Source organism: Alcaligenes faecalis, from assembly GCF_009497775.1.
GTDB lineage: Bacteria > Pseudomonadota > Gammaproteobacteria > Burkholderiales > Burkholderiaceae_B > Alcaligenes > Alcaligenes faecalis_D.
Genome location: NZ_CP031012.1, coordinates 3,838,555 through 3,864,020, shown reverse-complemented (window position 1 = coordinate 3,864,020; position 25,466 = coordinate 3,838,555). Strand labels below are relative to the sequence as shown.

General features: G+C 55.5%; 31 protein-coding genes and 1 tRNA gene. 8 read left to right on the top strand and 24 right to left on the bottom strand.

The genetic code is table 11. The features are described 5' to 3' along the window. Positions 1-8 precede the first annotated feature (8 nt). Both DUD43_RS17715 and DUD43_RS17710 read left to right on the top strand, forming a co-directional pair. Positions 9-335: an NIPSNAP family protein gene (locus DUD43_RS17715; protein ID WP_153231315.1), complete on the top strand. Its 327-nt coding sequence runs from the start codon at positions 9-11 to the stop codon at positions 333-335. Then, entirely contained in the window at positions 335-1,285 is a 951-nt protein-coding gene (locus tag DUD43_RS17710) for a 2-hydroxyacid dehydrogenase (RefSeq protein ID WP_153231314.1), read from the top strand. The genes DUD43_RS17715 and DUD43_RS17710 overlap by 1 nt, the downstream gene beginning before the upstream one ends. A gap of 25 nt (positions 1,286-1,310) precedes the next feature. Here the strand turns inward: DUD43_RS17710 and DUD43_RS17705 are convergent, their stop codons facing one another. Further along, the gene (locus DUD43_RS17705; RefSeq protein WP_153231313.1) at positions 1,311-1,520 is read right to left on the bottom strand and encodes a hypothetical protein; all 210 of its coding nucleotides are present in this window, start codon (positions 1,518-1,520) and stop codon (positions 1,311-1,313) included. Here DUD43_RS17705 and DUD43_RS17700 point away from each other — a divergent pair. Continuing rightward, positions 1,519-2,646 (top strand): alpha-hydroxy acid oxidase, encoded by a 1,128-nt coding sequence (locus DUD43_RS17700; protein WP_153231312.1) that lies wholly within the window; start codon positions 1,519-1,521, stop codon positions 2,644-2,646. The two genes, DUD43_RS17705 and DUD43_RS17700, sit on opposite strands and share 2 nt — an antisense overlap. A gap of 179 nt (positions 2,647-2,825) precedes the next feature. Here DUD43_RS17700 and DUD43_RS17695 read toward each other — a convergent pair whose 3' ends face one another. Both DUD43_RS17695 and DUD43_RS17690 read right to left on the bottom strand, forming a co-directional pair. After that, complete coding sequence (locus DUD43_RS17695; RefSeq protein WP_153231311.1) at positions 2,826-3,959, bottom strand: LPS O-antigen chain length determinant protein WzzB; 1,134 nt, start codon at positions 3,957-3,959, stop codon at positions 2,826-2,828. Between the two features lie 1,117 nt (positions 3,960-5,076). Then, a tRNA-Thr gene (locus DUD43_RS17690) sits at positions 5,077-5,152 on the bottom strand. Between the two features lie 247 nt (positions 5,153-5,399). Here DUD43_RS17690 and cysP point away from each other — a divergent pair. The 3 genes from cysP to cysW are packed head-to-tail and all read left to right on the top strand — an operon-like array spanning position 5,400 to position 8,140. Beyond that, the gene (cysP, locus tag DUD43_RS17685) at positions 5,400-6,404 is read left to right on the top strand and encodes a thiosulfate ABC transporter substrate-binding protein CysP (protein WP_153231310.1); all 1,005 of its coding nucleotides are present in this window, start codon (positions 5,400-5,402) and stop codon (positions 6,402-6,404) included. 3 nt (positions 6,405-6,407) lie between these two features. After that, entirely contained in the window at positions 6,408-7,298 is an 891-nt protein-coding gene (gene cysT / locus DUD43_RS17680) for a sulfate ABC transporter permease subunit CysT (RefSeq protein ID WP_153231309.1), read from the top strand. After that, positions 7,295-8,140 carry a sulfate ABC transporter permease subunit CysW gene (gene cysW / locus DUD43_RS17675; protein WP_153231308.1) on the top strand — a complete coding sequence of 282 codons (846 nt, stop codon included), beginning with the start codon at positions 7,295-7,297 and terminating at the stop codon, positions 8,138-8,140. The genes cysT and cysW overlap by 4 nt, the downstream gene beginning before the upstream one ends. A gap of 181 nt (positions 8,141-8,321) precedes the next feature. Here cysW and DUD43_RS17670 read toward each other — a convergent pair whose 3' ends face one another. The 5 genes from DUD43_RS17670 to petA form a co-directional block, all read right to left on the bottom strand. Beyond that, positions 8,322-8,747 (bottom strand): ClpXP protease specificity-enhancing factor, encoded by a 426-nt coding sequence (locus DUD43_RS17670; RefSeq protein WP_153231307.1) that lies wholly within the window; start codon positions 8,745-8,747, stop codon positions 8,322-8,324. A gap of 6 nt (positions 8,748-8,753) precedes the next feature. Further along, on the bottom strand, positions 8,754-9,362 hold the full coding sequence (locus DUD43_RS17665) for a glutathione S-transferase N-terminal domain-containing protein (protein ID WP_009455466.1): 609 nt from the start codon (positions 9,360-9,362) through the stop codon (positions 8,754-8,756). A 126-nt stretch (positions 9,363-9,488) separates the two neighbouring features. Beyond that, positions 9,489-10,343, bottom strand: a complete 855-nt coding sequence (locus tag DUD43_RS17660) for a cytochrome c1 (protein ID WP_153231306.1) — start codon at positions 10,341-10,343, stop codon at positions 9,489-9,491. A 19-nt stretch (positions 10,344-10,362) separates the two neighbouring features. After that, the gene (locus DUD43_RS17655) at positions 10,363-11,751 is read right to left on the bottom strand and encodes a cytochrome b (RefSeq protein WP_153231305.1); all 1,389 of its coding nucleotides are present in this window, start codon (positions 11,749-11,751) and stop codon (positions 10,363-10,365) included. A gap of 50 nt (positions 11,752-11,801) precedes the next feature. Next, the gene (gene petA, locus DUD43_RS17650) at positions 11,802-12,446 is read right to left on the bottom strand and encodes a ubiquinol-cytochrome c reductase iron-sulfur subunit (RefSeq protein WP_153231304.1); all 645 of its coding nucleotides are present in this window, start codon (positions 12,444-12,446) and stop codon (positions 11,802-11,804) included. 126 nt (positions 12,447-12,572) lie between these two features. On the opposite strand from petA, the gene mscL reads away from it, so the two are divergent. Beyond that, positions 12,573-13,028 carry a large conductance mechanosensitive channel protein MscL gene (mscL, locus tag DUD43_RS17645; protein ID WP_153231303.1) on the top strand — a complete coding sequence of 152 codons (456 nt, stop codon included), beginning with the start codon at positions 12,573-12,575 and terminating at the stop codon, positions 13,026-13,028. Between the two features lie 181 nt (positions 13,029-13,209). Here the strand turns inward: mscL and DUD43_RS17640 are convergent, their stop codons facing one another. Then, positions 13,210-13,986: a Nif3-like dinuclear metal center hexameric protein gene (locus tag DUD43_RS17640; protein ID WP_153231302.1), complete on the bottom strand. Its 777-nt coding sequence runs from the start codon at positions 13,984-13,986 to the stop codon at positions 13,210-13,212. Between the two features lie 25 nt (positions 13,987-14,011). On the opposite strand from DUD43_RS17640, the gene DUD43_RS17635 reads away from it, so the two are divergent. Then, positions 14,012-15,178, top strand: a complete 1,167-nt coding sequence (locus DUD43_RS17635; RefSeq protein ID WP_153231301.1) for a S1C family serine protease — start codon at positions 14,012-14,014, stop codon at positions 15,176-15,178. Positions 15,179-15,460: 282 nt separating this feature from the next. On the opposite strand, the gene tatC is transcribed toward DUD43_RS17635, so the two are convergent. The 15 genes from tatC to DUD43_RS17560 form a co-directional block, all read right to left on the bottom strand. Further along, a complete protein-coding gene (tatC, locus tag DUD43_RS17630; protein WP_153231300.1) occupies positions 15,461-16,228 on the bottom strand; it encodes a twin-arginine translocase subunit TatC in 768 nt (255 codons plus the stop codon). Beyond that, entirely contained in the window at positions 16,225-16,716 is a 492-nt protein-coding gene (tatB, locus tag DUD43_RS17625) for a Sec-independent protein translocase protein TatB (protein WP_042485721.1), read from the bottom strand. The genes tatC and tatB overlap by 4 nt, the downstream gene beginning before the upstream one ends. Before the next feature lie 22 nt (positions 16,717-16,738). After that, on the bottom strand, positions 16,739-16,972 hold the full coding sequence (gene tatA / locus DUD43_RS17620; protein WP_021447245.1) for a Sec-independent protein translocase subunit TatA: 234 nt from the start codon (positions 16,970-16,972) through the stop codon (positions 16,739-16,741). 12 nt (positions 16,973-16,984) lie between these two features. Continuing rightward, positions 16,985-17,353 carry a histidine triad nucleotide-binding protein gene (locus tag DUD43_RS17615; protein ID WP_026483636.1) on the bottom strand — a complete coding sequence of 123 codons (369 nt, stop codon included), beginning with the start codon at positions 17,351-17,353 and terminating at the stop codon, positions 16,985-16,987. 83 nt (positions 17,354-17,436) lie between these two features. Then, positions 17,437-17,790 (bottom strand): phosphoribosyl-ATP diphosphatase, encoded by a 354-nt coding sequence (locus DUD43_RS17610; protein ID WP_153231299.1) that lies wholly within the window; start codon positions 17,788-17,790, stop codon positions 17,437-17,439. Then, on the bottom strand, positions 17,787-18,191 hold the full coding sequence (gene hisI, locus DUD43_RS17605) for a phosphoribosyl-AMP cyclohydrolase (RefSeq protein WP_153231298.1): 405 nt from the start codon (positions 18,189-18,191) through the stop codon (positions 17,787-17,789). The genes DUD43_RS17610 and hisI overlap by 4 nt, the downstream gene beginning before the upstream one ends. Next, on the bottom strand, positions 18,191-18,982 hold the full coding sequence (gene hisF / locus DUD43_RS17600) for an imidazole glycerol phosphate synthase subunit HisF (RefSeq protein WP_153231297.1): 792 nt from the start codon (positions 18,980-18,982) through the stop codon (positions 18,191-18,193). Before hisF ends, hisI begins: the two co-directional genes overlap by 1 nt. Continuing rightward, positions 18,979-19,719 carry a 1-(5-phosphoribosyl)-5-[(5-phosphoribosylamino)methylideneamino]imidazole-4-carboxamide isomerase gene (gene hisA / locus DUD43_RS17595; protein ID WP_153231296.1) on the bottom strand — a complete coding sequence of 247 codons (741 nt, stop codon included), beginning with the start codon at positions 19,717-19,719 and terminating at the stop codon, positions 18,979-18,981. The genes hisF and hisA overlap by 4 nt, the downstream gene beginning before the upstream one ends. Positions 19,720-19,796: 77 nt before the next feature. Beyond that, a complete protein-coding gene (gene hisH / locus DUD43_RS17590) occupies positions 19,797-20,444 on the bottom strand; it encodes an imidazole glycerol phosphate synthase subunit HisH (protein WP_153231295.1) in 648 nt (215 codons plus the stop codon). Between the two features lie 20 nt (positions 20,445-20,464). Beyond that, a complete protein-coding gene (gene hisB / locus DUD43_RS17585) occupies positions 20,465-21,052 on the bottom strand; it encodes an imidazoleglycerol-phosphate dehydratase HisB (protein WP_094197990.1) in 588 nt (195 codons plus the stop codon). Positions 21,053-21,077: 25 nt separating this feature from the next. Next, positions 21,078-22,382, bottom strand: a complete 1,305-nt coding sequence (hisD, locus tag DUD43_RS17580; RefSeq protein ID WP_153231294.1) for a histidinol dehydrogenase — start codon at positions 22,380-22,382, stop codon at positions 21,078-21,080. Between the two features lie 129 nt (positions 22,383-22,511). Then, the gene (hisG, locus tag DUD43_RS17575; protein WP_009455485.1) at positions 22,512-23,186 is read right to left on the bottom strand and encodes an ATP phosphoribosyltransferase; all 675 of its coding nucleotides are present in this window, start codon (positions 23,184-23,186) and stop codon (positions 22,512-22,514) included. Beyond that, positions 23,186-24,445: a UDP-N-acetylglucosamine 1-carboxyvinyltransferase gene (gene murA, locus DUD43_RS17570; RefSeq protein WP_153231293.1), complete on the bottom strand. Its 1,260-nt coding sequence runs from the start codon at positions 24,443-24,445 to the stop codon at positions 23,186-23,188. Before murA ends, hisG begins: the two co-directional genes overlap by 1 nt. Beyond that, complete coding sequence (locus tag DUD43_RS17565) at positions 24,438-24,686, bottom strand: BolA family protein (protein ID WP_153231292.1); 249 nt, start codon at positions 24,684-24,686, stop codon at positions 24,438-24,440. The genes murA and DUD43_RS17565 overlap by 8 nt, the downstream gene beginning before the upstream one ends. Before the next feature lie 4 nt (positions 24,687-24,690). Continuing rightward, positions 24,691-25,449 (bottom strand): ABC transporter permease, encoded by a 759-nt coding sequence (locus DUD43_RS17560; protein WP_153231679.1) that lies wholly within the window; start codon positions 25,447-25,449, stop codon positions 24,691-24,693. Positions 25,450-25,466 lie beyond the last annotated feature (17 nt).

Below are 25,466 nucleotides of genomic sequence, written 5' to 3'. Positions count from 1 at the left end.
TTCGCAACATGATTATCGACCAAAGAACCTATACCATCCCCACCGGCCTGCTGCGCGATTTCCTGTCCCTGTATGCGACGGAAGGGCGTGCCGTACAGATCGAGCATCTGGGCGCTTGCCACGGCTACTACACCACGGAAGTGGGCGAGCTGAATCAGGTGGTCCATCTGTGGGCATACGAAGATATGGCCGACCGAGAAGCCCGTCGTAACGCGCTGGAAGCTGACCCTCGCTGGTTGGCCTACCGCCGCAAAGCCTCTGCTGCCGGCCATGTCATACGCCAGAGCAATGCACTGCTGAAACAAGTCGATTTCGACGTCTTTACGAGCGAATAATGACCATGAACCAGAAGATTCTCCAAGCCTGCCCCTTGCCGCCACCGCTGGCGGGCAAACTGCCTGCCTTGTGTCACGTCGAAACCCTGAGTGATGCGCCTGACCAAGCAGCGTTCTTGCGTGAACACGGGGCTGAATTCACGGTGCTGATCACCACAGGAACGCAGGGTGCAGACAAGGCGTTGATTGATGCACTGCCAAACCTGAAAGCGATTTGTAGTCTGGGCGTTGGCTACGATGCTATCGACCTGGATGCAGTTCGTGCGCGTGGGGTGATGCTGAGCAATACTCCGGACGTTCTGAATGACTGTGTGGCCGACTTGGCCATGGGTCTGCTGATAGATACGGTGCGGGGCATCTCTGCTTCCGACCGCCATGTTAGGCGTGGTGACTGGCCGCGTGTCGGCCCTACCATGCCAAGCACTCGGGTCAGTGGCAAGCGCCTGGGTATGCTGGGTATGGGTCGGGTCGGCCAGGTCATTGCACGTCGTGCGATCGGCTTTGATATGGAGATCCGCTATCACACACGTAGCGCGAAACCCGAGCTGCCTTGGCAGCACGAGCCTTCGCTGCTGGCTTTGGCGCAGTGGTGCGATTTCCTCATCGTGGCTTGCCCCGGCAGCCCGGAAACCTACCATCTGGTGTCTGCCGAGGTCTTGAAAGCGCTTGGGCCCAACGGTTATCTCATCAACGTCGCCCGCGGCTCTGTCGTGGATGAAAAAGCATTGGTCGCCGCGCTTGAAAACGGCCAATTGGGCGGCGCCGGGCTGGATGTGTTCGAGAACGAACCCGAAGTGCCCGACGAGTTGCTGAGCAACGAGCGAGTCGTAGTGTTGCCCCATGTAGGCAGCGCAACCCGCGAAACCCGAGCCGCCATGTGTGAACTGGTGCTGAGGAATGTCGAGCGCTTCGTCACGGAAGGGGGGCTTGTGACACCGGTGAACCTGTAAGGGTTGGCGTAGAAAAACAGCGGTTTCAAGCTTCAGGTTTGAACCGCTGCTTTTTTATGAGCAATCGATCGTGTGTATCGCCTGATTTTGGCAAAACCTTCCCCTCTGGCTGAGCAGAGACAGGCTTGTTTTCTTTGCATGGCGCAGCGTTTTCAGTCATATACTTGATGCTTAAATAATTAAATTGAATCGGGTCTTGAACGCCCGGCATCAGGTGGGAGACAGCTTGCATCATGCGGCTCAACATTCAGGATTTTCAGTTAGCGGCTCAAAGCAGCTTGCCACGCTTTGTCTATGACTATGTGGCAGGCGGGGCGGAGGATGAACGTTGCCTGGCCCGTAACCAAGCGGATTTGCAGGCACGGACTTTAGCGCCACGCAGTCTGCGTGATACCTCGGCGCTTTCAACAGAGATAGAGGTTTTTGGACGCCGATGGTCAGCGCCTTTTGGCGTGGCCCCCGTTGGCCTGATCGACGTTGTGCGCCCTCGTGGGGATCTGCTCGCTGCTCGTGCAGCGGGCAAGGCTGGCTTGCCATACATCCTGTCTACCGCCTCCAATAGTCCTTTGGAAGAAGTGCGTGAAGCCTGCGAAGGCCCATGCTGGATGCAGCTGTATGTGATGCAAGACAGAGGTATGGCCAATTCCATTCTGGATCGTGCTCGTCAAGCCGGCTTTGAGGCTTTGGTTTTGACCGTAGATGTGCCCGTAGGGGGCTATAGAGAAAAAGACATACGCCACGGTTTCAAGTTGCCGTTTCGTCCAGGTCCTCGTTTGTTGCTGGATATGGCGTCGCAGCCCCGTTGGCTGTGGCGGCAGGCTTTGGCCGGGCAGCCCCAGTTCGTCAATTTGATGCCCACAGAGGGCGCCAGCTCTGCACAGGCACAGGCGGCACTGCTGGCGCGGAGCATGGACCGCCGTCTGGTGTGGGACGATGTCTCCTGGCTGCGCTCCAAATGGGAGGGCCCCTTGTTGATCAAAGGCGTGCTGCATCCTGAAGACGCAGGTCAGGCGCTGCGCTACGGCGTAGATGGGCTGATTGTTTCCAATCACGGTGGCCGACAACTGGACTGCGCACCTTCAACAATCAGTGTGCTCCCGCAGATCATGGATATCGTCAAAACGCAGATACCGGTATTTATCGATAGCGGCTTTCGGCGGGGTTCGGATGTCGCCAAAGCCATCGCCTGTGGGGCAAGCGGCGCATTCTTGGGCCGCGCCGTTGCTTATGGTTTAGCGCAAGGCGGCGAGCAGGGCGTTGCACAAGTGCTTGGCTTGATCGCTCAGGAGCTGGAGCGGACGATGATTTTGTTGGGTGCGAGTCGCCTTGATGAGTTATCCGAATGTCGTATCTCGACGTAGCTAAGCACTGAGTTTTAAGCTCGCTTCACCACGCGAGCTTATTGAGTTAGCTTGGGTCGATGTTTGGATAAACAAAATCAAGTTTTTTAATCATGCAAACGCACGGTTTTAATGACTCACCACCTTTAATTTTTAGGTTTATATTATTAATTACCTAAAGCTATTTCTCTGATTGCGGGTCAGGCTGTTTTGGTAATTTTCGCCTGCTCGATCTGGCTGGTTTTAAGCAGCTTTTTTTTCGTAGTCATTCCTGGTGTTTTTTGTCGAAATGCCTCTCGACAAAGTATCCATAAGATCCCCATCATTCCACCGAACAGGCTTCCCAGAATTACGACGAGTAGGCGCTGAGGTTTGTCGCGTTTTAACGGTGCTGTGGGAGCCCGTTGAGTGAAGTAAGAGATAGCATCTATTTTGTAGTTTCGCAGTGGCTCAAGCTGTGTAAGCTCGTGCTTTATTTCGTAGTAGTTGGGTGGGTAAATAATCGGGGTGTTTTCCCAGGTTTCGAGCTCGGCGCTCAGATACTTTTCACCCAGCATAAAAAGGCGTCTGCTATCGCTGAGCTCAATAATCGTGGAGCCGCCTGTCTGGCGTGCTACGACGTAGTCCGTAATACCGGCAAGTTTGGCGGTATGCAGGGCCGTCTTGAGATTGTCGATGCTGTGCTGTCGGTCTGTTGAGAGCTTGAATTCGATGTTGTTGAGATCGGTTTGCCGAGAGAGTATCTGCGCATTCAGTTGATCGTTGAACTCCTTGTCAACTTGGTCGAATGAAAGCTTGTTGATCCAATTGAGATAACCCGTTAGTACCTCCTGGGCTTGCTCCGCTGTGTCAGCGCTAAAGGAGAATTTGTAATGCGGCGCGATCTCATCATCGCTAGGGGTTTTGATTTTCAGCTGGTCGACCAGGTCTAGCAACAGTATGTGGTCAGCTTTTGTGTCTGCCGTCTTTTGGCGGTTGTAGTACTCAGTTTCGCTGAGGTAAGCCCATTGATTTCTTGAGATTGCCGCTTGTGCAACGAAGGTGTGGAACAGCAAGGCACTCAGCGCGCTGGTATCAATTGACTGATTGCCAGTGACTCGTGCCATTGCGCGGCGTTGATCAAGGTAGGCGCTAATTTGTTCCACTCGGGGAGCGCTGACATAGGCGACAGATGTCCATTGCTCCTTGGCCGTCAAGGCATAGACTGCTGAAAGCACCAAGCCTGCGAGCAAAAACCCCAACAAGATAATGCGTCCTTCCCAGAGCTTCTGAACAAGTTGCACTAAATCGATATCGCTATCTTGCGCTGCGCTACGTAGTTGAAATTCTGACATTAGAGAGCAATCCTAAACTGTTTAACGAGAGAAGCAGGGCTGCCTTGGAGCCATGTGGCGGCATGCCTAATGTCGAACTACGAAGTGCGGTTACACGCTATCTCAGCAGATAGCTTTAGCTGTTACCGGAGTAGGCCTGGGCCCAGAAGGAGGGGGTGATTCAGGCTACTGTGTCCCATCTTGAATCGCTTGCTTGGCTGTTCGAAGTTCCGAGCTTCAATCCATCTGCGAGAGCCAGTTTTTTGGCTACAAAGCATTTCCGTCTTAGCTGCCTAAATAGGGAAAAGAAGGTGCTAAATCAGAAAAACCTGCACATGGTTTAAATTTCAATATTCTTGATTTATTTGTTGCCAGGGTTGGCCCTACGGCTTCTGTGTAGAGGGAATCATTGTCTAAGAGTAAACATGAAACAAGTTAACGAAGGCGGCTGCTTAATACAGCAGTAGTGTTACAAAAAAACAAGAGAGATCATGATTTTTTACTAAATTGCATGATACTCCACAACCTTGGATATTGCATAAGCCCTTTGCTGGCTAATTAAAAACCAATAGAAGTGTTTTCTATATAAGTGGTCGTTATTAATAATTTTTGGTTAAAAATCAATTGATTTATATCGTAAGATATATCTTTGTTTTTATTTTAAATAAACAAATTTTTAAATAAATTATCAGAAATAATAAAAATGAATCTTCAGATATTTTCTTTTCTGAAAATTATGGTTTTTTAATTAACTATTAATTTTTGTTGAGGGCTAAAGAAATTCCTTCGTTTTCTTTCACGGAGAAAGACGAAGCGGTTTGTGCTCTGCTCGGACAATTGTGATTGCTTGCAATGGCAGTGGGCTGCACAAGCTTGTTGCTACATCGCTTTCAACAGCCTGCTGTTTTAATTATTTGATGATGCCCTGGCCTCTAAGCCAGGATTGTGCAGGTGTGAGTCTGCCGGTATCGGCAAGAAAGTTGCGGGTCGGCTCAGGTCCAAACCGACTGGGTAATGAACAGCTGTGTGCTGTACCAAGGGGATCTTTTGCGATCCCGCAGAATGTTATGGGTGAAGCCAAAAACGAAAAGGGCCATCATTTCTGATGACCCTTTTGTGCGGTTACCCGCGGTATTCGTGGTGCCGGCTAAAGGAGTTGAACCCTCGACCTTCGCATTACAAGTGCGCTGCTCTACCAACTGAGCTAAGCCGGCGAATTGACGATTATAGCCGGGTTTTTTGTAAAGAAGCAATCACCAGAAAAATATTGCTGTGGCCCACGCCGCGCCAGCCCAGCCAATAGATAGGTTCTGGTTATAAGAGCATGATGAAAATGTCGTTTTAAATGCCTTTTCCCCTACCCATAATCTGATCTATCCAAGCTGCGCTTATATAGATAGCACGCGATTGAACATCAGTGACGGGCTCCGAAGGCCGCGTCCGGGAACTCTGGGGAACACCATGAAATTGAAGTCTGTTGTTGGCTCTGCCTTGTTGTTGGCGTCTTTGCTGGGGGGCACAGCCAGTGCCCAGGTTTCTTTGCTGAACGCCTCGTTTGATGTAGCGCGCGAGACCTTTGCGGCGATCAACCCCAAGTTTATCGAGCACTGGAAAGCCACCACGGGTGAAGACATCAAGATTGACCAGTCTTTTGCCGGTACTTCCCGTCAGGCCCAGGACATTATTCAGGGCAAGAAAGTCGATACCGTCACCTTCAACCAGGTCACCGATATTGAGTTCCTGGCCGAGCGCGGTGCAGTTGCCAAGGATTGGGCCACTAAATTCCCGAACAACAGTTCGCCTTACTACAGCACCATTGCTTTCCTGGTGCGCAAGGGCAATCCCAAGAACATCAAGTCCTGGGATGATCTGGTGCGCGACGATGTGAAACTGGTGTTCCCGAACCCTAAAACCTCGGGCAATGCCCGCTACACCTACCTGGCTTCCTGGTTGTATGCCAACGAGGCTTTTGGCGGTGATGAAGCCAAGATCAAGGAGTTTGTGGGCAAGGTGTTGGGTAATGTAGAGAGCTTCCCCACAGGTGGCCGTGGCGCGACCGTGGCTTTTGCCCAGAACGGTCAGGGCGATGTGTTGCTGACCTTTGAATCCGAAGTGATCAATATTGCTGCCAGCGACGAGTTCAAGGGCAGCGAGCTGGAAGTGGTGGTGCCACCTGTCAGCGTATTGGCCGAATTCCCTGTCGCCGTGGTGGACCGTGTGGTTGACCAGAAAGGCACTCGCAAGGAAGCAACCGAATACCTGAAGTTCCAGTACACCCCCGAGATTCAACGTCTGCTGGCTGGCTTCAACTACCGTGTGACGGATCCTGCCGTGGCCAAGGAATTCGAGTCCAAGTACGCGCCGGTCAAGCTGATCAATCCTACCGACGTTCTGGGTTCCTGGACTGACATTCAAAGCCGTCACTTTGCTGCAAACGGAGTGTTGGACCAGTTGCTGGCCAAGTAATTCATGAGCCGTACTCTTGTGGGCGAGGCGCAGGATTCCGGGGCGAAGACTGCGCTAAAGCCCATCTTCTTTCTGCGCCGCCCCGTCATGCCGGGTTTTGGACTGAGCTTTGGCTTTAGCGTCCTGTACCTGTCCATTATTGTGCTACTGCCTTTGTCGGCCTTGTTCATGTACGTCAGTGACATGAGCCTGGCCGATTATTGGCGTGCGGTGACTGATAAACGCGTTGTCAGCAGTTATCAGGTCACGATCAGTGCTGCCTTTTATTCCACCGTGATTGCCAGTGTGGTGGGTTTTATCATCGCCTGGATCATTACGCGTTTTGAGTTTCCGGGGCGTCGTCTGATTGATGCTTTGGTAGACCTACCGTTTGCTTTGCCAACGTCGGTAGCGGGTTTGACCCTGGCGACGCTGTTTGTACCCGGTGGCTGGTTTGGTCAGTTTCTGCCGGAGGGCTGGAAGGTCGCTTATCAATACCCCGGTATTGTTCTGGCCATGACCTTCACCAGCTTGCCCTTTGTGGTGCGTATTGTGCAGCCCGTGATTGAAGAGCTGGGTGCCGAATATGAAGAGGTTGCTCACACGCTGGGTGCCAGTGGTTGGCAGACTTTCAGCAAAGTGGTGTTCCCGCCGCTGATTCCTGCTTTGGTGACTGGATCCTCTCAGGCTTTTATTCGTAGCCTGGGTGAGTTTGGCGCAGTCATCATGATTGCGGGCAATATCCCCTTCAAAACCGAAGTATCGTCCCTGATGATTTTTGTGCGCCTGCAAGAGTTCAATTACCCGGCTGCCGCTGCGATTGCCTCGGTAATCCTGATCGCCTCCTTGCTGCTCTTGTTCACTTTGCAACTGGTGCAAAATCGTCTATTGGGCTGGCAGCGGAGGGCACCATGAGAAAAACACCTAAAAGCACGGCCGACCGCCTGATTCTGGCCTTGGGTATTGTGTTGGTACTGGGTCTGCTGGTGGTCCCCTTGCTGCTGATTTTCTCCAAAGCCTTGGGTGATGGCTTGCCTGCCTTGTGGAGCAATCTGCAAGAGGACTATATGCTTCACGCCATCGGGCTGACCCTGTTCGTGGCGGTGCTGACTGTGCCCTTGAACATGGTCTTTGGCATCTTGCTGGCCTGGTGTCTGACGCATTACCAGTTCCGTGGCCGTCGTTTGCTAAGTACCTTGGTGGACTTGCCTTATGCTGTGTCGCCTGTGGTAGCGGGCCTGTGCTATCTGGTGGTCTACGGTGTGGAGTCTTCCCTGGGGCAGTGGCTAAGCGCGCATGATATTCAATTGATGTTTGCCTGGCCGGGTATCCTGATGGTCACTATCTTTGTGACGACGCCTTATGTGGCTCGTATCCTGATTCCCATCATGCAGGCTCAGGGTTCGGATGCTCAGGCGGCAGCGTTAAGTCTGGGCGCCAATGGTTGGCAGATCTTCTGGCACGTGACGCTGCCGGATATCAAATGGGCCTTGCTCTATGGCGTGGTGCTGACCAATGCTCGCGCGATTGGCGAGTTTGGTGCTGTGTCCGTGGTGTCGGGCACCATCATGAATCAGACTTTGACCTTGTCTCTGCTGGTGGATCAGCTGAATAACGATAACAAGGCGGCTGCGGCTTTTACAGCGGCTGCACTGCTGGCGGTATTCGCGATTGTGTCGGTGATGCTCAAGAGCCTGCTGGAGTGGCGTGTGGCGGCTGGCCGTCGCCGTAATCAGGCTGAGGCGGTGCAAGGGTAAAGGGCGGGCTGGATGTTTGGGTAATATTTCCAGTGCTTGTAGATGACTGAATATTCCCTGGACTGGCTTTAAGTAGCTGATACTGATCTGCCAAAGCCAGCGTTCGGATGCTTGCTGCCAAGTAGACCCAAAAAAATAGAGCCCCATGCGGGGCTCTATTTTTGTCTGCGTCGAACGCGCCTTATTTGACGATCTTCAGGTGCGAGACCTTGTCAGCGTCTTTCTTGGCAGCGGGCGCTTCCGGTGCCGCTTCAGGAGCTGCATCTTGCGCCTCGTCTTCAGCGTAAGGCTCGGACTCCATCACTTCAAAACCCATACCAGCGCCTGTTTCGCGTGCGTAGATGGCCGATACAGCCGCCACGGGCACGAAAATGTCTTCCGTAACACCGCCAAAGCGGGCCTGGAATTCAATGTAGTCGTTGCCCAGGATCAGGCCATTGGTGGCCAGATGTCCGATATTCAGGGTGATTTGTCCATCCTGAATATGGCCGCGTGGAACAACGGTGTTGGCGTCTACTGTAACCACAATGTGTGGGGTGTATCCGTGGTCGGAACACCATTCGTGTAGAGCGCGCAGCAGGTAAGGCTTGGTCGAGGTCTCTTGCATGATGGATTAGCGACGCATGACTTTTTCGGAAGGAGTCAGTGCTTCAATGTAAGCAGGACGCGAGAATACGCGCTCGGCGTACTTTTGCACAGGAGCGGCGCTCTTGGGCAGTTCGATACCGTAGTGGTCCAGGCGCCAGAGCAGGGGAGCGATCGCCACGTCCAGCATGGAGAACTCTTCACCCAGCATGTACTTGTTCTTGAGCAGGATCGGAGCCAGCTGCGACAAGTGGTTGCGGATTTGTTGACGGGCCAGTTCTTGTGCCTTGGCATCCGCGTTGCGGCGGTCTTCCAGGGCGGCCACGTGCACAAACAGTTCCTTTTCGAAGTTGTACAGGAACAGGCGTGTGCGGGCGCGCATGGTGGGGTCCGCTGGCATCAGCTGAGGATGCGGGAAACGCTCATCAATGTACTCATTGATGATGTTCGATTCGTACAAGATCAGGTCACGTTCTACCAGGATTGGCACCTGTCCGTAGGGGTTCATGACGGCGATATCTTCAGGCTTGTTGTACAAGTCGATGTCGCGGATCTCGAAATCCATGCCTTTTTCAAACAACACGAAACGGCAGCGCTGTGAGAATGGGCAAGTTGTTCCAGAGTAGAGCACCATCATGGTAGGAGATTCCAGTCGTAGAAATAAAAACAAGAGCCTCACGGCTCAGAATTTAAAACCCTGCAAGGGGTTTTAACAATAAAAAGCCGGGCAGGCTAGTTAGGCCTGCCCGTCTAGCATAGCGTTTTACTTGATGTCTTTCCAGAAAACGCTGTTCAGGCGCCATGCAACGGCAAAGAACAAGAGCAGGAACAGGATCACGCCCACGCCGATTTTCTTGCGCTCCAGCTGCACAGGCTCTGCCATCCAGTCCATGAAGTTGGCCAGGTCAGCGACATCGCTGTCGTACTTGGCAGCCATCTTGGCATTGACAGGCTCCAGCTTGACCGAGTCAGTTGCGTGGCCGGTGTAGTTGGCCAGAACTTCGGTCTTGACGGAGGAAAAGCCGGTTGGATCGTAGCTGGCCGTGGTCTTGACCCATTCCTTGGTGCCGTCGTCCTTGGCGGTTTCAGCCACGGTCGTGCGGTTCAAGGTAACGCCACCCTGGCGCTCCCACATGGCGTGAGGCATACCCACGCTTGGGAAAACCAGGTTATCCCAGCCGGTTGGGCGGGATGCGTCACGGTAGAACGTACGCAAGTAGGTGTAGATGTAGTCTGCGCCGCTAGGGCCCAGGTTGGTGGACTTGGCACGTGCAATTACGGACAGGTCAGGAGGAGCAGCACCAAACCACTTCTTGCCCATTTCCGGGGTCATGGCGATCTTCATCAGATCACCCACCTTGTCCGAGGAGAACAGCAAGTTTTTCTTGATGTCTTCTTCGGTCAGGCCGATGTCTGTCAGCTTGTTGTAGCGCATGGAGTTGGCGCTATGACAGTTCAGACAGTAGTTCACAAACAGTTTTGCGCCATTTTGCAACGCCGCCATGTCATTCATGCGGTCGGGCGCGCGCTCCAGGGCATAGCCACCTCCGGCGGCACCAGCCACCGTGCAGGTAAGGGACAAGGCCAGAGCGCCAAGCAGTTTCTTAATCATGGTCATTCCGTTTCTTGTTGGGGGCCTAGTGAGGGCGGAAAGTCACGCGATCGGGTTCGGGTTTGAACGTACCCATGCGGCTCCATACCGGCATCAGCAGGAAGAAGGCCAGGTAGATCACCGTACCGATCTGGCTCAGCAAGTTAAACAAGTCGTTTGGAGCTTGCGTGCCCAGGTAACCCAGGATCAGGAAGTTGACCAGGAAAATCGCGTACAGCACTTTGTGCCAGCTTGGACGGTAACGGATCGACTTCACAGGCGATTTGTCCAGCCAAGGCAGGAAGAACAGGATCACGACCGTACCACCCATGGCCACCACACCCCAGAACTTGGCGTCAATAACGCGCAGCAGCACGGCAACACCGATCAGGATAGCGGGGACGGCCAGACGCCAGATACCGGGCAACTTGCCTTTGACGAACAGCACCAGAGCACCCAGCACGGAAGCACCGGCCAGAACCCAGGTAAAGTCGGCGGTCGTGGCACGCAGCATGGAGTAGAAAGGCGTGAAGTACCAGACAGGTGCAATGTGCGGAGGAGTCTTCAGTGCATCGGCTGGGCTGAAGTTGTTGAACTCCAGGAAGTAGCCGCCCATTTCAGGGGCAAAGAACACAATCGCTGCAAACACAATCAGGAAGCCAGCCACACCCAGGATGTCGTGCACCGAGTAGTAGGGGTGGAAGGGAATACCATCCAAAGGACGGCCTTTGGCGTCTTTGGGGCCTTCTTTGATTTCGATACCGTCGGGGTTGTTGGAACCCACTTCGTGCAGAGCGATCAGGTGAGCCACAACCAGACCCAGCAGGACCAGAGGCACAGCAATCACGTGCAGGGCAAAGAAGCGGTTCAGGGTGGCGTCGGACACCACGTAGTCACCACGGATGAAAATAGCCAGGTCAGGACCAATGAAAGGAATGGCCGAGAACAGGTTAACAATCACCTGGGCACCCCAGTAGGACATCTGGCCCCATGGCAGCAGGTAGCCCATGAAGGCTTCAGCCATCAGACAGAGGAAAATGGCAACGCCAAAGATCCAGACCAGTTCACGTGGCTTGCGGTAAGAACCGTAGAACAGGCCGCGCAGCATGTGCAGGTACACCACCACGAAGAACATGGAAGCGCCGGTGGAGTGCATGTAGCGGATGATCCAGCCACCGGGCACTTCACGCATGATGTATTCAACCGACTCGAAGGCCAGCTTGGCATCAGGCTTGTAGTTCATGACCAGGAAAATACCTGTCACGATCTGGATAACCAGCACCAGCAGTGCCAGAGAGCCAAAGAAGTACCAGAAGTTGAAGTTCTTCGGCGCGTAATATTCTGACATGTGCTCTTTGTACATGGATGTCAGGGGGAAACGCCTGTCAATCCATCCCAAGAGTCCTGTCGTTTCGACGGTTTTCTCGCCAGCCATGAAACGGCTCCTTTATCTTTTTAAATAGTACGTATTGGGTTACAGCCGCCTTAGGCCTTGTTGTTTTCGTCTACGCCGATGGTAACCATCGTGCCGTCAGCCGAGAACTCGTAGGGCGGGATTTCCAGATTGTCTGGAGCAGGCTTGTTGCTGTAGACGCGGCCGGCCAGGTCAAACGTGGAGCCGTGGCAGGGGCACAGAAAGCCGCCTTCCCAACCACCGGGCAGACCGGCGCCAGCGCCAGCGGCCAGATGCGGGGTAGGGGAGCAACCCAGGTGGGTGCAAATACCGATACAGATAAAGATTTCAGGGCGACGCGAACGGTATTCGTTCTTGGCGTACGCAGGGGTGTAACCAGGGCGATCCGATTCAGGGTCGGCCAGCTGGCTGTCCAGCTTGGGCAGTGCGTCCAGCTGCTCTTTGGTGCGGTGCAGAATCCAGACAGGTTTCCCGCGCCATTCCACGGTGCGCATCTGACCGGGGGCGATACCAGAGATATCAACCTCTACGGGAGCGCCGGCCGCTTTTGCCTTCTCGGAAGGGGCAAAGGAGCTGACAAAGGGAACAGCTGTCGCCACACCAGCGACACCACCTAATGCACAGGCGGTGGCGACCCAGGTGCGGCGCGAAGGATCGGGCGGAAGGTTGAAATCAACCGCGCCTATGGCATCGGGCTGTGTCGTATTCTGACTCATTCTAGTATCCTTATTCCTGCCCGACTCGGGCAATACCACAATTTACGGATTTGGGCCTGGGTATATTATTCAACCGCACATTATACGCTTTACCCAGCGCAGCATAACTTGATCAAAGGTGAACATATGAACAAGGCTCGAGGTTTCCTTAACGAATTCCGGGAGTTCGCAGTTAAGGGCAACATGATGGACCTTGCGGTCGGTGTCATTATTGGCGCTGCTTTCGGCAAGATTATCGACTCGCTGGTAAAAGACATCGTCATGCCCGTCATCAGTTTCATCCTTGGCGGCGAGGTGGATTTTACCAATCAGTTCACGGTCTTGCGTACACCAGAGGGCTTTACCGGCCCAGAAACCCTGGAAGCTCTGAATGCGGCCGGTGCTGTTGTTTTGTCGTGGGGTAACTTCCTGACCATTTTGATCAACTTCATCTTGCTGGCCTTCGTGGTGTTTTGCATGGTCAAGATGATTAACCGTATGCGCGCCACTGTGGCCAAGGCCGAGGCCGCTGAAGCCGTACCCGAACCAACCCCTGAAGACGTGATCTTGCTGCGTGAGATCAGGGATTCGCTGAAAAAATAAAAGCCCAAACTTATCAAAGCTTTAAGGTGCCTTTCGGCACCTTTTTGTTTATGTAAACCTTCCGGCGGAGTCAAGTTCGCCCGCGCCGGATGCCTGATTTTAGCCTTTCATGGCCTGGGCTTGTCTAGCCTGTGGCGCTTTAAAGCTTGTTCAAGGTCATATGTGCGGGTTTTTGGCGTAATCAGATCGGGTTGTCCAGATCGATGAACTCCACCTCAATGCCGAACTGGCGCGCAATTTCTTCGCCCAAGGCCTTGGCACCGTAGCGCTCGGTTGCGTGGTGACCGGCTGCCATGAAGGCAATATCGTTTTCCTGCGCACTGTGGAAAGTCTGTTCGGACGCCTCGCCGCTGATGTAAAGATCGGCTTGCGCTGCAATGGCGCTATCGATAAAGCCCTGTGCCCCTCCTGTGCACCAGGCTATTCGGCGGATTTTCCGTTGTAAATCGCCAACAATCAGCGGTTTGCGTTGTAAATTATTGCAAACTGTCAGGCCGAATGTTTCCAGGGAAACGGGGCTTGGCAATTCGCCCAGCCAGACCAGTCCATCCGGACCACAGGTTTGTGCTACGCCGTTTTCGTCACGCAGCACCTCAATGCCTAACTGCCGAGCCAATTGAGCGTTGTTGCCAAACTCGGGATGCGCATCCAGGGGCAGGTGATAGCCCAAGAGGTTAAGCTGATGCGACAGGACGCGTTCGATACGAGTTTTTCGGGTGCCAACAATGCACGGGTTTTCGTTCTTCCAGAACCAGCCGTGGTGCACCAAAATTGCGTCCGCCTGGCGGGCAATAGCGGCATCAATCAGTGCCAGCGAGGCCGTCACGCCGGTGACGAGTTTGCCAATGTATGGCTTGCCTTCGACCTGGAGCCCATTGGGACAGTAGTCCTTGAAACGGGCGATATCCAAGGTGCTATTGAGCCAGCTGGCCAGTTCGGCCGTTGAAACCTGAGTCATGGAAATCCTTATCTGAAAGAGTGCTATGCGTCGATTGTGGCTAGTGTTTGCTCAAGCGGTGACGATCTGTCTGGCGGGCTTTTTTATTGTGGTGACATTGCGACCGCAGTGGGTGGGAGCACCCCAGGCACCCGCCCGCACGACTAATACGGTGGTCTTGCCTGCGCCGGTTCCTTCTTTGCTTGCGCCTGTCGCGCAGGAAGGCCCGCTGTCTTATGCCTCGGCTGTCACCAGTGCTGCGCCTGCTGTCGTTAATGTGTACACCAGCAAGCATTTGGAAGGCAATTCTCCCTTGCTGGAAGATCCCGATCTGCAGCGCCTGTTTCGCGAGCTGCCTGATTTGATGGGGCGTCGCTCCACAATCAATCTGGGTTCGGGCGTGATCGTACATGAACAGGGTTATATCCTGACCAATTACCACGTGATTGAAGCGGCCGATGCCATCGAGGTGGCCTTGTCCGATGGGCGTCAGGCCAAGGCGCGCCTGATTGGTTCGGACCCTGAAAGCGATCTGGCCGTGCTGAAAGTGGATCTGCCCAAGCTGGCCGTGATTCAGACCCAGGAACAGGATCAATTGCAGGTGGGCGATGTGGTGCTGGCCATCGGCAATCCCTTTGGAGTGGGTCAAACCACGACGATGGGCATTGTGTCGGGTTTGGGGCGCAATCGCCTGGGCATCAATATTTACGAGAACTTCATTCAGACCGATGCCGCCATTAATCCCGGCAACTCGGGTGGTGCTCTGGTGGATGCAATTGGCCGTTTGGTGGGCATCAATACCGCTATTTATTCCGAAACAGGTGGTTCGCTGGGTATAGGTTTTGCCATTCCCGCTTCTACGGCGCTGGCCATCATGAACGAGATTATCCGTAATGGTGAGGTGACGCGCGGTTGGCTGGGGCTGGAGCCGCAGGATATTACGCCGGACCTGATCAAGTCCTTCAAGCTCAAGAGCGACGCGGGTGTGATTATTGCCAGTGTGCAGCGCCACGGCCCGGCTGCCGAGGCGCATTTGCTGGTGGGCGATATTGTGTTGCGCTTGAATGGTCAGCAAGTGGCCGATTCAATTGGCCTGCTCAATCAGATTGGTCCGGTGCAGCCCGGGCAGACCATAACGCTGAGCGTATTGCGTGATGGCAAGGAACTGGATGTCCCCGTTAAGGTCGGTATGCGGCCTCAGGTGCGCAAGTAAGGTCGGTAGCTTCCCCTTTCCCGTTGGAATTCATCGAAGGGCGTAGGGAAGCGCTCAGGGCCTTGCAGGCCGTATAGGTTTTCGGTCAGTGTGTTGATGTTGCTGCGGCCCGGCGACTTGCATTTGGCTACGCTGTTTTGCAGATCGTAGTGGCGCAAAGGCTTTGCAAGGTATCTAAAAAAAATGGCTCTCTTGTCTTGCCCCGAAAGGAGCAGTCCAGAGAGCCATTTTTGTGTCTGTACGCAGCGTAGCGTTTACAGACACTGGTGATGCTTTTATTGCTTACAGGTCCAGTTCGCGACCTTCACTGCTTTCCGCTTCCCGTTTCTTGATCAGGCTGGCAGCCAGAATCCCTAATTCATAAAGCAGGCAGAGCGGGGCGGCCAGGAGAATCTGGCTGACCACATCGGGTGGCGTCACGATAGCGGCGATCACAAAAGCGCCCACAATCACATAGCCACGGATTTCACGCAGTTTGGCGACGGTCACAACGCCTGTTTTCACCAGCAAAATCACCGCGATAGGCACTTCAAAAGTAATGCCAAAAGCCAGGAACATGGTCATGACAAAGCCCAGATAGGCTTCGATGTCCGGTGCTGGCGTAATCGATTGCGGCGCAAACGAGGCGATGAAGTGGAACACGGTGCGGAACACCACAAAATAACAAAACGCCATGCCCGCGATGAACAGCAGGGTGCTGGTCATGATCAGCGGCAAAGCCAGTTTCTTTTCGTGGTTGTACAGGCCAGGAGCGATAAAGGCCCATGCCTGGTAAAGCACGATGGGCAAGGCCAGCACGAAGGCTGCCATCAGCGTCACTTTGACCGGCACCATGAAGGGCGTAATCACCCCGGTAGCGATCATGCGCGTGCCCTCGGGCAGCGAGCTCATCATGGGCTGGGCCAGCACATCATAAATGGCTGAAGCGCCCGGATACGTGAACAGGACGATAAAAATCCCGACCACGGCAATGACTGCGCGCAGCAAGCGTGTGCGCAGCTCGACCAGGTGGGAGATGAAGGTATCTTCTTGAGGCGCGTCGGTGCTCATGCCGTAGGTCCTTTAGCGGGGTGGGCGGGAGCATCCGTAGGACGGGGAGCGTCGTCACTGGCCGGCGCGCTGGGCGCTGGCGGGGCGGCTGCATCCGTGCTCGGCTGGCTGGCAGCCGGTTCTGTAGTAGCGGCGTCGGGCGTTGCAGTGGCACTATCGGGTTTGTCCGAGAAGGCCTTGCGCGCGGACTCCGACGCATTTTGCAGGGTGTCGCGGGCTTCTGTCAGAGGCTGGCTGATGCTTTTGCCCGTGTCCTCGACCGAACTGCGCACCGAGCGCGCGGCGTCCTCCATCTGGTCTTTGAGCTTGTTCACCTCATCCAGATTGATTTCGCGTTGGATATCGGTTTTGACCTCGTTCACGTAGCGCTGCGCGCGGCCAAGCAAATGGCCGACAGTGCGCGCTACTTTGGGAAGACGTTCGGGACCGATGACGATCAGGGCAACCACTCCAATCAGGAGCAGTTCGCTAAAGCTGACATCAAACATTCAGACTCACACAAGAAGGGGATCAGGCGCGATCGGATTTTTCCTTGGCCTGCACGTCGATCGTTTGAGGATCGGCAGCGCGCTGGCTGACGGTTTCGGGTGTTTTTTCTTCTTCACCCACGTCCTTCATGCCTTCTTTAAAACCTTTGACTGCACCGCCCAGATCCGAGCCGATGTTACGCAGTTTCTTGGTGCCGAAAACCAGGGCAACGATGACCAGAACGATCAGCCAGTGCCAAATGCTAAAGCTACCCATAATGTATCTCCCTTAAGCAGCCATGGCTGCGCGTTGTTGCCATGGGCGCTCACCGCCCAAGATGTGCATGTGTAAATGGTTGATTTCCTGCCCGCCATCCAAACCGTTGTTGATGACAATGCGGAAACCGCCTTCAGGGCCGGGGCGACAACCAGCCTTTGCGGCCAGGGAAGGTGCCAAAGCCATCATTTTACCCAACCATTCGCTATCCTGGCCCGATACGTCCTGCATGGAGACGACGTGTTTCTTGGGGATTACCAGGATATGGATAGGTGCAGCTGGGTTGATGTCGTGAAATGCCAGAAAGTCCTCGTCCTCGTACACTTTCTTGGACGGAATCTGATCGGCAGCAATTTTACAAAATAGACAGTTCTCGCTCATAACAATCTCGGTAGCGAAGCACTTGCTGGGCAAGTGCCAAAAATCTAGGTATCAGGACAGTGTAGCGCGTCTAAATGACAGAATTACACCTGATCCTTAGGGCGCGAAGCTTTTTCTTCCAGTCCTGATGTGCCTTCACGGCGCAGCAGTTCTGTCAGCACATCGCGGGGCTCCAGACCATAGTAAGTCAGTGCCACCAGGCTATGAAACCACAGGTCGGCGGTTTCGTAGACAATGCGCTCGCGCTCTTCGTCCTTGGCGGCCATGACCAGCTCGGTCGCTTCTTCCCCGATCTTTTTCAGGAATGCATCCGGTCCTTTGGCCAGCAGCTTGGCGGAGTAGGAGGAGGATGGGTCCCCGCCTTGCGCGGGCAGACGGGACTTCAGGGTGCGGCCAAGATGATCGAGGATGGTCTCGACAGTAGGTTGTTCGCTCATCGGTAAATATGCTCCGGGTCTTTCAGGACGGGGTCAACCGCCACCCATTGTGCCTGATCGCTCTGGCCTTGCAGCTGGCGATAAAAGCAGCTTTCACGACCCGTATGACAGGCGATCTGGCCAACCTGCTCCACGCTGAGCAAAATGACGTCGCCATCACAGTCCAGACGCAAGTCGCTGACATGCTGTACGTGGCCGGATTCCTCGCCCTTGCGCCACAGGCGCTTGCGGGAACGCGACCAGTACACGGCGCGGCCGGTGCTGACGGTCTCTTGCAGGGACTCCTGGTTCATCCAGGCGACCATCAAGATTTTGCCCGTGGCCTGGTCCTGCGCAATCGCAGGAATCAGACCTTGTTCATCAAAACGGATTTCAGCCAGCCAGGCCGGTAAGTCAGCCATTAGCGTCGCACCTGAATACCTTGCGCAGCCATGAAATCCTTGGCTTCGGCAATAGTGTGTTGACCGTAGTGGAAAATGCTGGCGGCCAGTACGGCGCTGGCGCCGCCCTTGATCACGCCATCGGCCAGGTCTTGCAGGCCGCCCACACCGCCAGAGGCGATAACGGGAACGGAGACCGCCTCGGATACGGCGCGGGTCAATTCCAGATCAAAGCCGGATTTGGTGCCGTCGCGGTCCATGCTGGTCAGCAGCAGTTCGCCTGCGCCGTATTCGGCCATGCGGGCTGCCCATTCCACCACATCCAGGCCGGTGCCACGACGACCGCCGTGGGTAAAGACTTCCCAGCGTGGTGCTTCGTTCTCAGTACTGACACGGCGTGCGTCAATGGCGACGACCATGCACTGTTTGCCATGGTGATCGCTGGCAGCACGGACCAGATCCGGGTTGCTGATGGCGGCGCTGTTAATGGAAACCTTGTCCGCACCGGCATTGAGCAGGCGCTGGATGTCGGCCACTTCGCGCACACCGCCACCCACTGTCAGGGGGATGAAGATCTGGCTGGCCACCTGTTCGATGATGGGCAGGATCAGATCACGGTTATCCGACGTGGCCGTAATGTCCAGAAAGGTCAGCTCGTCGGCGCCCTGGTCGTTGTACTTGCGGGCGATCTCGACTGGGTCACCGGCATCGACCAGATCCACAAAGTTGATCCCTTTGACCACACGGCCAGCGGTCACGTCCAGACAAGGAATGATGCGGCAGGCTAATTCGTTGGCGACGTCCTGGCTCATGCCTGGTACTCGTCAGCGAAAGTTTGTGCCTCGGCAAAATTCAGGGTGCCTTCGTAAATGCTGCGACCCAAAATCACACCTTCAATACCTTCGTGCTCTACGGCACACAGGTCTTCGATGTCTTTCAGGTTGGTGACTCCGCCGGAGGCGATGACCGGAATCTTCACGTGCTGGGACAGCTTGACGGTAGCTTCGATGTTCACGCCAGTGAGCATGCCGTCGCGGCCGATATCGGTGTAGATAATGGACTCGCAGCCGTAATCTTCAAATTTCTTGGCCAGATCCAGTACGTCGTGGCGGGTCAGCTTGCTCCAGCCGTCGGTGGCGATTTTGCCATCACGGGCGTCCAGGCCAACAATGATGCTGCCAGGAAAGGCGCTGCAGGCGTCTTGCAGGAAACCAGGGCTTTTGACAGCGGCCGTGCCAATAATGACATAGCTCATGCCGGCGTCCAGATAGCGCTCGATGGTGTCCAGATCGCGGATACCACCGCCGATCTGTACGGGAATTTCACCGTCGATGGCAGCAATAATGGATTTGATGGCTTCGCTGTTCTTGGGCTTGCCGGCAAATGCGCCGTTCAGGTCCACCAGATGCAGGCGCCGGGCCCCTTGTTCCAGCCATTGTGTTGCTATTTTGGCCGGATCATCCGAGAAAATAGTGGCATCGTCCAGGTCACCCTGGCGAAGGCGCACACAACGCCCGTCTTTAAGGTCGATGGCGGGAATCAAAAGCATGGTCTTTAGCCGTAAAAAACGTAAGAAATACTGGGTCGGAAAAAGTCGGAAAAACGCTGGGGAGGCTTATTGAAAAATCATGGCTTCCAGTTGGCGAAATTCCGGAACAGTTGCAGGCCGTTGTCTGCACTTTTCTCAGGATGGCATTGCAACGCAAAAATATTAGCGTTTGCTATCGCAGAGGTAAAGCGTTGGCCATAGTGCGTCGAACCACAAGTTTGATCTATATGCAGCGGATCGACAAAGTAGCTATGTACAAAGTAAAAGAACGCGCCATCTTCAATGCCAGCCCATAAGGGATGATCCTGAGTCTGGTGTACGCGGTTCCAGCCGATATGGGGCACTTTAAGCCCGGCGCTGGAGGCGTGGTCGCTGCTTTTGTAGTTCGGGCCCTCAAAACGGCGCACTTGGCCGGGAATCAGACCTAAACAGGGGACATTGCCTTCCTGACTGGAGTCGAACAGCATTTGTTCGCCTACGCAGATGCCCAATAAGGGCTTGTTGCGGGCGGCTGTCAGCAAGGCATCGCGCAAACCGGATTGGTCCAGGTGGGCCATGCAGTCGGGCATGGCACCCTGGCCGGGTAATACGACCCGGTCCGCATCCAGAATGGCTTGAGGGGTTTGAGCAAGAACGATGCGCGCATCAGGTGCGGCGGCATGCAGTGCTCGGGCAACCGAGAAGATGTTGCCCGAACCGTAATCGACAATAGCGATAGTGGTCACGATGTGTGTCCGAAGGACGTTTACAGAACCCCTTTGGTCGAAGGCACCACGCCTTCGCTACGTGGGTCCAGCTCCAGAGCCATACGCAATGCTCGGCCAAAGGCTTTGAACACGGTTTCGCACTGGTGGTGTGCGTTTTCGCCGCGCAGGTTATCGATGTGCATAGAAACCAGGGCGTGATTCACAAAACCCTGGAAAAACTCGCGTGCCAAGTCTACATCGAACTGGCCGATTCGTGCGCGGGTAAAGGGCACAAAATAAAACAGACCGGGGCGGCCGGAGAAGTCCACGACTACGCGCGACAGGGCTTCGTCCAGCGGCACGTAGGAGTGGCCGTAACGGCGCAGGCCGGCTTTGCTGCCCACAGCCTTGGCAAATGCCTGGCCCAGCGCAATGCCGATATCTTCGACGGTATGGTGATCGTCGATGTGGGTATCGCCCTCACAGTGCACGTCCAGGTCAATCAGACCGTGGCGGGCAATCTGGTCCAGCATGTGGTCCAGAAAAGGCACGCCGCTGTTGAGCGAGTGACGGCCGGTGCCGTCCAGGTTAACGGCCACGCGGATGCGGGTTTCATTGGTATTGCGGGTAATCTCGGCGGTACGCATATCAGAGCCGGCGGCAAGGCCGGTATCAGGATTGGTTCAATCGGAATTGCGCGCTGGCAGCGTGGGCGTACAGCCCCTCGCCTTGAGCCAGCGTAGCGGCTATGGGTCCCAGTGTCTGGGCGCCTGATTCTGAAACCTGAATGATGCTGCTGCGTTTCTGGAAATCGTAGACGCCCAAAGGTGACGAGAAACGCGCAGTGCGTGCCGTCGGCAGGACATGGTTAGGCCCGGCACAGTAATCGCCCAGCGATTCGGAGCTGTAGGGGCCCAGGAAAATGGCGCCAGCATGGCGGATTTTGCCCAACAAGTCCTGGGCGTTCCGGGTAGAGACTTCCAGGTGTTCCGGCGCGATATGGTTGCTGATCCGACAGGCCTCGTCCAGATCGCGGACGTGGATCAGGGCACCCCGGCCAGACAGGCTGCGACGGATGATGTCCGCGCGTGGCATGGTGGGCAACAGGCGTTCGATAGCGGCTTCAACCTGATCCAGGAAGTCAGCATCCGGGCACAGCAAGATGGCCTGGGCCAGCTCGTCGTGTTCGGCCTGGGAGAACAGGTCCATGGCCACCCAGTCGGCAGGAGCACTGCCGTCGCTGATGATCAGGATTTCGGAGGGGCCGGCAATCATGTCGATGCCAACCACGCCAAAGACGCGGCGCTTGGCAGCGGCCACATAGGCGTTGCCGGGGCCGACAATCTTGTCTACCGCAGGCACCGTATCCGTACCGTAAGCCAAAGCGCCTACGGCTTGCGCACCACCAATGGTGAAGACGCGATCGACACCGCCCAGGGCGGCAGCAGCCAGCACGATGGGGTTGCGCACGCCATCGGGTGTAGGCGTGACCATGATCAGTTCAGGAACACCGGCCACTTTGGCGGGGATGGCGTTCATCAGAACCGAGGAGGGGTAAGCGGCCTTGCCACCGGGAACATACAGTCCCACACGGTCCAAGGGGGTAACTTGTTGGCCCAGCACGGTGCCGTCGGCTTCCGTGTAGGTCCAGGTTTCGGTGCGCTGGTGCTCGTGGTAACGGCGCACGCGCTCGGCGGCCTGTTCCAGTGCCTTGCGCTGATCGGCAGGCAGGCTGTCCAGAGCCGCAAACAGTTCTTCCTTGGAGATTTCCAGTGCCGAGGCCTGTTCAACAGCCAGTCGGTCAAAGCGCTGGGTGTAATCCAGCAAAGCCGTGTCTCCCTCATGCTGGATACGATGCAGAATCTCGGCACAAGCGTGCTCGATAGACGCGTCTTCGGACGCTTCGTAAGCCAGTAGCGTGCGCAGTTCGGCATCGAACTGGGCGGATTGGGAGTTCAGGCGATGGATCAGTGACATGTCGCTATAGGAAAAAGCTAAGGTTCAAGGGCCAGTGTATAACATTTCGCTTAGGCAAAAGGCGGTCTGCGCCTTTTGCCTAAGCAGGATTGTCAGGCTGTTTGCCCCTTGCAGGAAGAAGGGGTGGGTTTACTCGTCCACCGAAGCGCGCGAGAAAGCGTCGATCAGGGGTTGCAGCTGCGCGCCACGGTTTTTCATGGCGGCCTGATTGACGATCAAACGCGAGGAGATGGGGGTGATGTCTTCCACTTCCACCAGCTTGTTCGCACGCAGGGTGCCGCCGCTGGAGACCAAGTCCACAATGGCGTCGGCCAGACCGACCAGCGGAGCCAGTTCCATGGAGCCATACAGCTTGATCAGGTCCACATACACGCCCTTGCTGGCGAAGTGTTCGCGAGCAGCACGGGTGTATTTGGTGGCGATACGCAGGCGCGAACCTTGCTTGACGGCCGAATGGTAGTCAAAGCCTTCAGCCACGGCCACGCACAGGCGGCAACGGGCAATGTTCAGGTCCACGGGCTGGTACAGACCGCCGGGGTGCTGTTCCATGTGCTCGTACAGCACGTCTTTACCGGCAATCCCGATATGGGCAGCACCATATTGCACGTAGGTCGGCACGTCCGTGGCACGCACAATAATCAGACGCAGGTCCGGATTATTGGTGGGCAGGATCAGTTTGCGCGACGTTTCCGGGCTTTCCAGCACCTTGATGCCTGCCTCTTCCAGCAAAGGCAGGGTTTCGTCAAAAATCCGGCCTTTGGACAAGGCCAGCGTCAGAGGTTGATTTAAACCGGCGGGACTCATTAGGTTTCCTTGCTGCTGATTCGCTCGATGTTGGCGCCTACGGCTTGAAGCTTGGCTTCCATACGGTCGTAGCCACGGTCCAGATGGTAGATGCGTTCGACGGTGGTGTCACCCCGAGCGGCCAGGCCCGCAATGACCAGGCTGGCCGACGCACGCAGGTCGGTTGCCATGACAGTGGCGCCAGTCAGGTAGGGAACGCCGGTAACGACGGCCATATGGCCTTCGATATCAATCTGTGCACCCAGGCGGTTCAGTTCCTGTACGTGCATGTAGCGATTTTCAAAGATGGTTTCCACAACCGAGGCGGTACCGTCGGCAATGGTGTTCAGTGCCATCAGTTGAGCCTGCATGTCCGTGGGGAAACCGGGGTATTCGCTGGTACGGAAGCTGACCGCCTTGGGGCGAGCATTCATGCTGGCCCTGATCCAGTCCGGGCCGGTTTCAATCTGCAGACCGGCTTCGCGCAGCTTGTCCAGCGTGGCGCCCATGGCGTCAGCATCGGTATTGCGCAAGGTCAGTTCGCCACCCGTAGCGGCAACGGCGCACAGGAAGGTGCCGGCTTCGATACGGTCGGGGCAGATGGTGTGCTTGGCACCATGCAGGCGCTCGACACCGTCAATTACGATGCGGTCAGTACCGTGGCCCTGGATCTTGGCACCCATTTTGATCAGCAGTTCAGCCAGATCAATAATTTCCGGTTCGCGGGCTGCGTTTTCCAGAATGGTTTGGCCTTCAGCCAGCACAGCCGCCATCATCAGGTTTTCAGTGCCGGTAACCGTCACCATATCCGTGCGCACCACGGCACCGCGCAAGCGTTTGGCACGGGCATTCACAAAGCCGTGCTCGACATGGATTTCTGCACCCATGGCGGCCAGGCCCTTGATGTGTTGATCCACAGGGCGTTGGCCAATGGCGCAACCACCAGGCAGGCTGACGCGGGCCTCGCCAAAGCGGGCCAGCAGGGGGCCAAGCACCAGAATCGAGGCGCGCATGGTCTTCACCAGTTCGTAAGGCGCTTCCAGATTGGTGATATTGCCCGCATTCAGCTCCAACGTGCCATTGCGTTCCTGGGTAACACCCAACTGACCCAGGAGCTTCAGGGTGGTGTCGATGTCGCGCAGACGCGGGACATTGTCCAGGTACACCGTGTCGGCAGTCAGCAGACTGGCGCACAGAATGGGCAGGGCGGCGTTTTTGGCGCCAGAGACGGTGATCTCGCCATTCAGGCGTTGTCCGCCCGTGATGCGTAATTTATCCATTCGGATTGGCCTTGTATTCGTCGGGGGTAAGCGTGCGCATGGACAGGGCGTGGATTTCAGCTTTCATCCGGTCGCCCAGGGCCTTGTAGACCAGTTGGTGACGGGCAATCAGGCGTTTGCCTTCAAAGGCGGCGCTGACGATCAGGGCCTCAAAGTGCGAACCATCGCCTTGCACTTGCAAGTGTTCACAGGGCAGGTTGTCGGCAATGTATTGGTGAACTTGTTCGGGGGTCGGCAACATGAAATCAATTCCGTAATTTATAGCCTGAGGCAAGCAGGCGTAGCGAAATCAGACACAGCGCAACAAAGACGCTGGCGACAACGGTCAGGCTGAACCAGGGAGAAATATCCGAGGCGGCAAAAAAACCGTAGCGGAACCCGTCAATGGTATAGAGCAACGGATTCCAGTGTGAAACAGTTTGCCAAAACGGCGGCAGGCTATGAATCGAATAGAACACACCCGACAGAAAGGTCGCGGGCATGATCAGGAAGTTCTGGAACGCGGCCAACTGGTCGAATTTCTCGGACCACAGTCCGGCGATCAGACCCAGGGTGCCCATGATGCCGCAAGACAGGATGGCAAAGACCAATACCCACAAAGGCTTGGACACAGGCAGGGACACGAAGAACAGGGACACCAGCCAGACACAGAGGCCCACACAGACGCCGCGGGCGATGGACGCCAGCAGATAGGCGGCGAAGATTTCGCGGTGCGAGAGCGGTGGCAGCAGGATAAAGACCAGATTGCCCGTAATGCGGCTTTGAATCAGTGATGAAGACGGGTTCGCAAAAGCGTTTTGCAACATGCTCATCATCATCAGGCCCGGAATCAGGAAGGCCGTGTAGGGCACGGAGTCGTATACCGTGACGCGGCCTTCCAGCACGTGGGCGAAAATCAGCAAATACATCAGCGCCGTCAGTACAGGCGCCGCAATGGTCTGAAAGCCCACTTTCCAGAAACGCATCAGCTCTTTGCGCAGCAGCGTAGGAAAGCCCGACCCCATCTTGGGCTGCGGGGGCA

Excerpts from the sequence above, each read along its gene's own strand:
- DUD43_RS17715 (WP_153231315.1), top strand. The coding sequence starts at position 9 with ATGATTATCGACCAAAGAACCTATACCATCCCCACCGGCCTGCTGCGC.
- DUD43_RS17710 (WP_153231314.1), top strand. The coding sequence starts at position 335 with ATGACCATGAACCAGAAGATTCTCCAAGCCTGCCCCTTGCCGCCACCG.
- DUD43_RS17700 (WP_153231312.1), top strand. The coding sequence starts at position 1,519 with ATGCGGCTCAACATTCAGGATTTTCAGTTAGCGGCTCAAAGCAGCTTG.
- DUD43_RS17705 (WP_153231313.1), bottom strand. The coding sequence starts at position 1,520 with ATGATGCAAGCTGTCTCCCACCTGATGCCGGGCGTTCAAGACCCGATT.
- DUD43_RS17695 (WP_153231311.1), bottom strand. The coding sequence starts at position 3,959 with ATGTCAGAATTTCAACTACGTAGCGCAGCGCAAGATAGCGATATCGAT.
- cysP (WP_153231310.1), top strand. The coding sequence starts at position 5,400 with ATGAAATTGAAGTCTGTTGTTGGCTCTGCCTTGTTGTTGGCGTCTTTG.
- cysT (WP_153231309.1), top strand. The coding sequence starts at position 6,408 with ATGAGCCGTACTCTTGTGGGCGAGGCGCAGGATTCCGGGGCGAAGACT.
- cysW (WP_153231308.1), top strand. The coding sequence starts at position 7,295 with ATGAGAAAAACACCTAAAAGCACGGCCGACCGCCTGATTCTGGCCTTG.
- DUD43_RS17670 (WP_153231307.1), bottom strand. The coding sequence starts at position 8,747 with ATGCAAGAGACCTCGACCAAGCCTTACCTGCTGCGCGCTCTACACGAA.
- DUD43_RS17665 (WP_009455466.1), bottom strand. The coding sequence starts at position 9,362 with ATGATGGTGCTCTACTCTGGAACAACTTGCCCATTCTCACAGCGCTGC.
- DUD43_RS17660 (WP_153231306.1), bottom strand. The coding sequence starts at position 10,343 with ATGACCATGATTAAGAAACTGCTTGGCGCTCTGGCCTTGTCCCTTACC.
- DUD43_RS17655 (WP_153231305.1), bottom strand. The coding sequence starts at position 11,751 with ATGGCTGGCGAGAAAACCGTCGAAACGACAGGACTCTTGGGATGGATT.
- petA (WP_153231304.1), bottom strand. The coding sequence starts at position 12,446 with ATGAGTCAGAATACGACACAGCCCGATGCCATAGGCGCGGTTGATTTC.
- mscL (WP_153231303.1), top strand. The coding sequence starts at position 12,573 with ATGAACAAGGCTCGAGGTTTCCTTAACGAATTCCGGGAGTTCGCAGTT.
- DUD43_RS17640 (WP_153231302.1), bottom strand. The coding sequence starts at position 13,986 with ATGACTCAGGTTTCAACGGCCGAACTGGCCAGCTGGCTCAATAGCACC.
- DUD43_RS17635 (WP_153231301.1), top strand. The coding sequence starts at position 14,012 with ATGCGTCGATTGTGGCTAGTGTTTGCTCAAGCGGTGACGATCTGTCTG.
- tatC (WP_153231300.1), bottom strand. The coding sequence starts at position 16,228 with ATGAGCACCGACGCGCCTCAAGAAGATACCTTCATCTCCCACCTGGTC.
- tatB (WP_042485721.1), bottom strand. The coding sequence starts at position 16,716 with ATGTTTGATGTCAGCTTTAGCGAACTGCTCCTGATTGGAGTGGTTGCC.
- tatA (WP_021447245.1), bottom strand. The coding sequence starts at position 16,972 with ATGGGTAGCTTTAGCATTTGGCACTGGCTGATCGTTCTGGTCATCGTT.
- DUD43_RS17615 (WP_026483636.1), bottom strand. The coding sequence starts at position 17,353 with ATGAGCGAGAACTGTCTATTTTGTAAAATTGCTGCCGATCAGATTCCG.
- DUD43_RS17610 (WP_153231299.1), bottom strand. The coding sequence starts at position 17,790 with ATGAGCGAACAACCTACTGTCGAGACCATCCTCGATCATCTTGGCCGC.
- hisI (WP_153231298.1), bottom strand. The coding sequence starts at position 18,191 with ATGGCTGACTTACCGGCCTGGCTGGCTGAAATCCGTTTTGATGAACAA.
- hisF (WP_153231297.1), bottom strand. The coding sequence starts at position 18,982 with ATGAGCCAGGACGTCGCCAACGAATTAGCCTGCCGCATCATTCCTTGT.
- hisA (WP_153231296.1), bottom strand. The coding sequence starts at position 19,719 with ATGCTTTTGATTCCCGCCATCGACCTTAAAGACGGGCGTTGTGTGCGC.
- hisB (WP_094197990.1), bottom strand. The coding sequence starts at position 21,052 with ATGCGTACCGCCGAGATTACCCGCAATACCAATGAAACCCGCATCCGC.
- hisD (WP_153231294.1), bottom strand. The coding sequence starts at position 22,382 with ATGTCACTGATCCATCGCCTGAACTCCCAATCCGCCCAGTTCGATGCC.
- hisG (WP_009455485.1), bottom strand. The coding sequence starts at position 23,186 with ATGAGTCCCGCCGGTTTAAATCAACCTCTGACGCTGGCCTTGTCCAAA.
- murA (WP_153231293.1), bottom strand. The coding sequence starts at position 24,445 with ATGGATAAATTACGCATCACGGGCGGACAACGCCTGAATGGCGAGATC.
- DUD43_RS17565 (WP_153231292.1), bottom strand. The coding sequence starts at position 24,686 with ATGTTGCCGACCCCCGAACAAGTTCACCAATACATTGCCGACAACCTG.
- DUD43_RS17560 (WP_153231679.1), bottom strand. The coding sequence starts at position 25,449 with ATGGGGTCGGGCTTTCCTACGCTGCTGCGCAAAGAGCTGATGCGTTTC.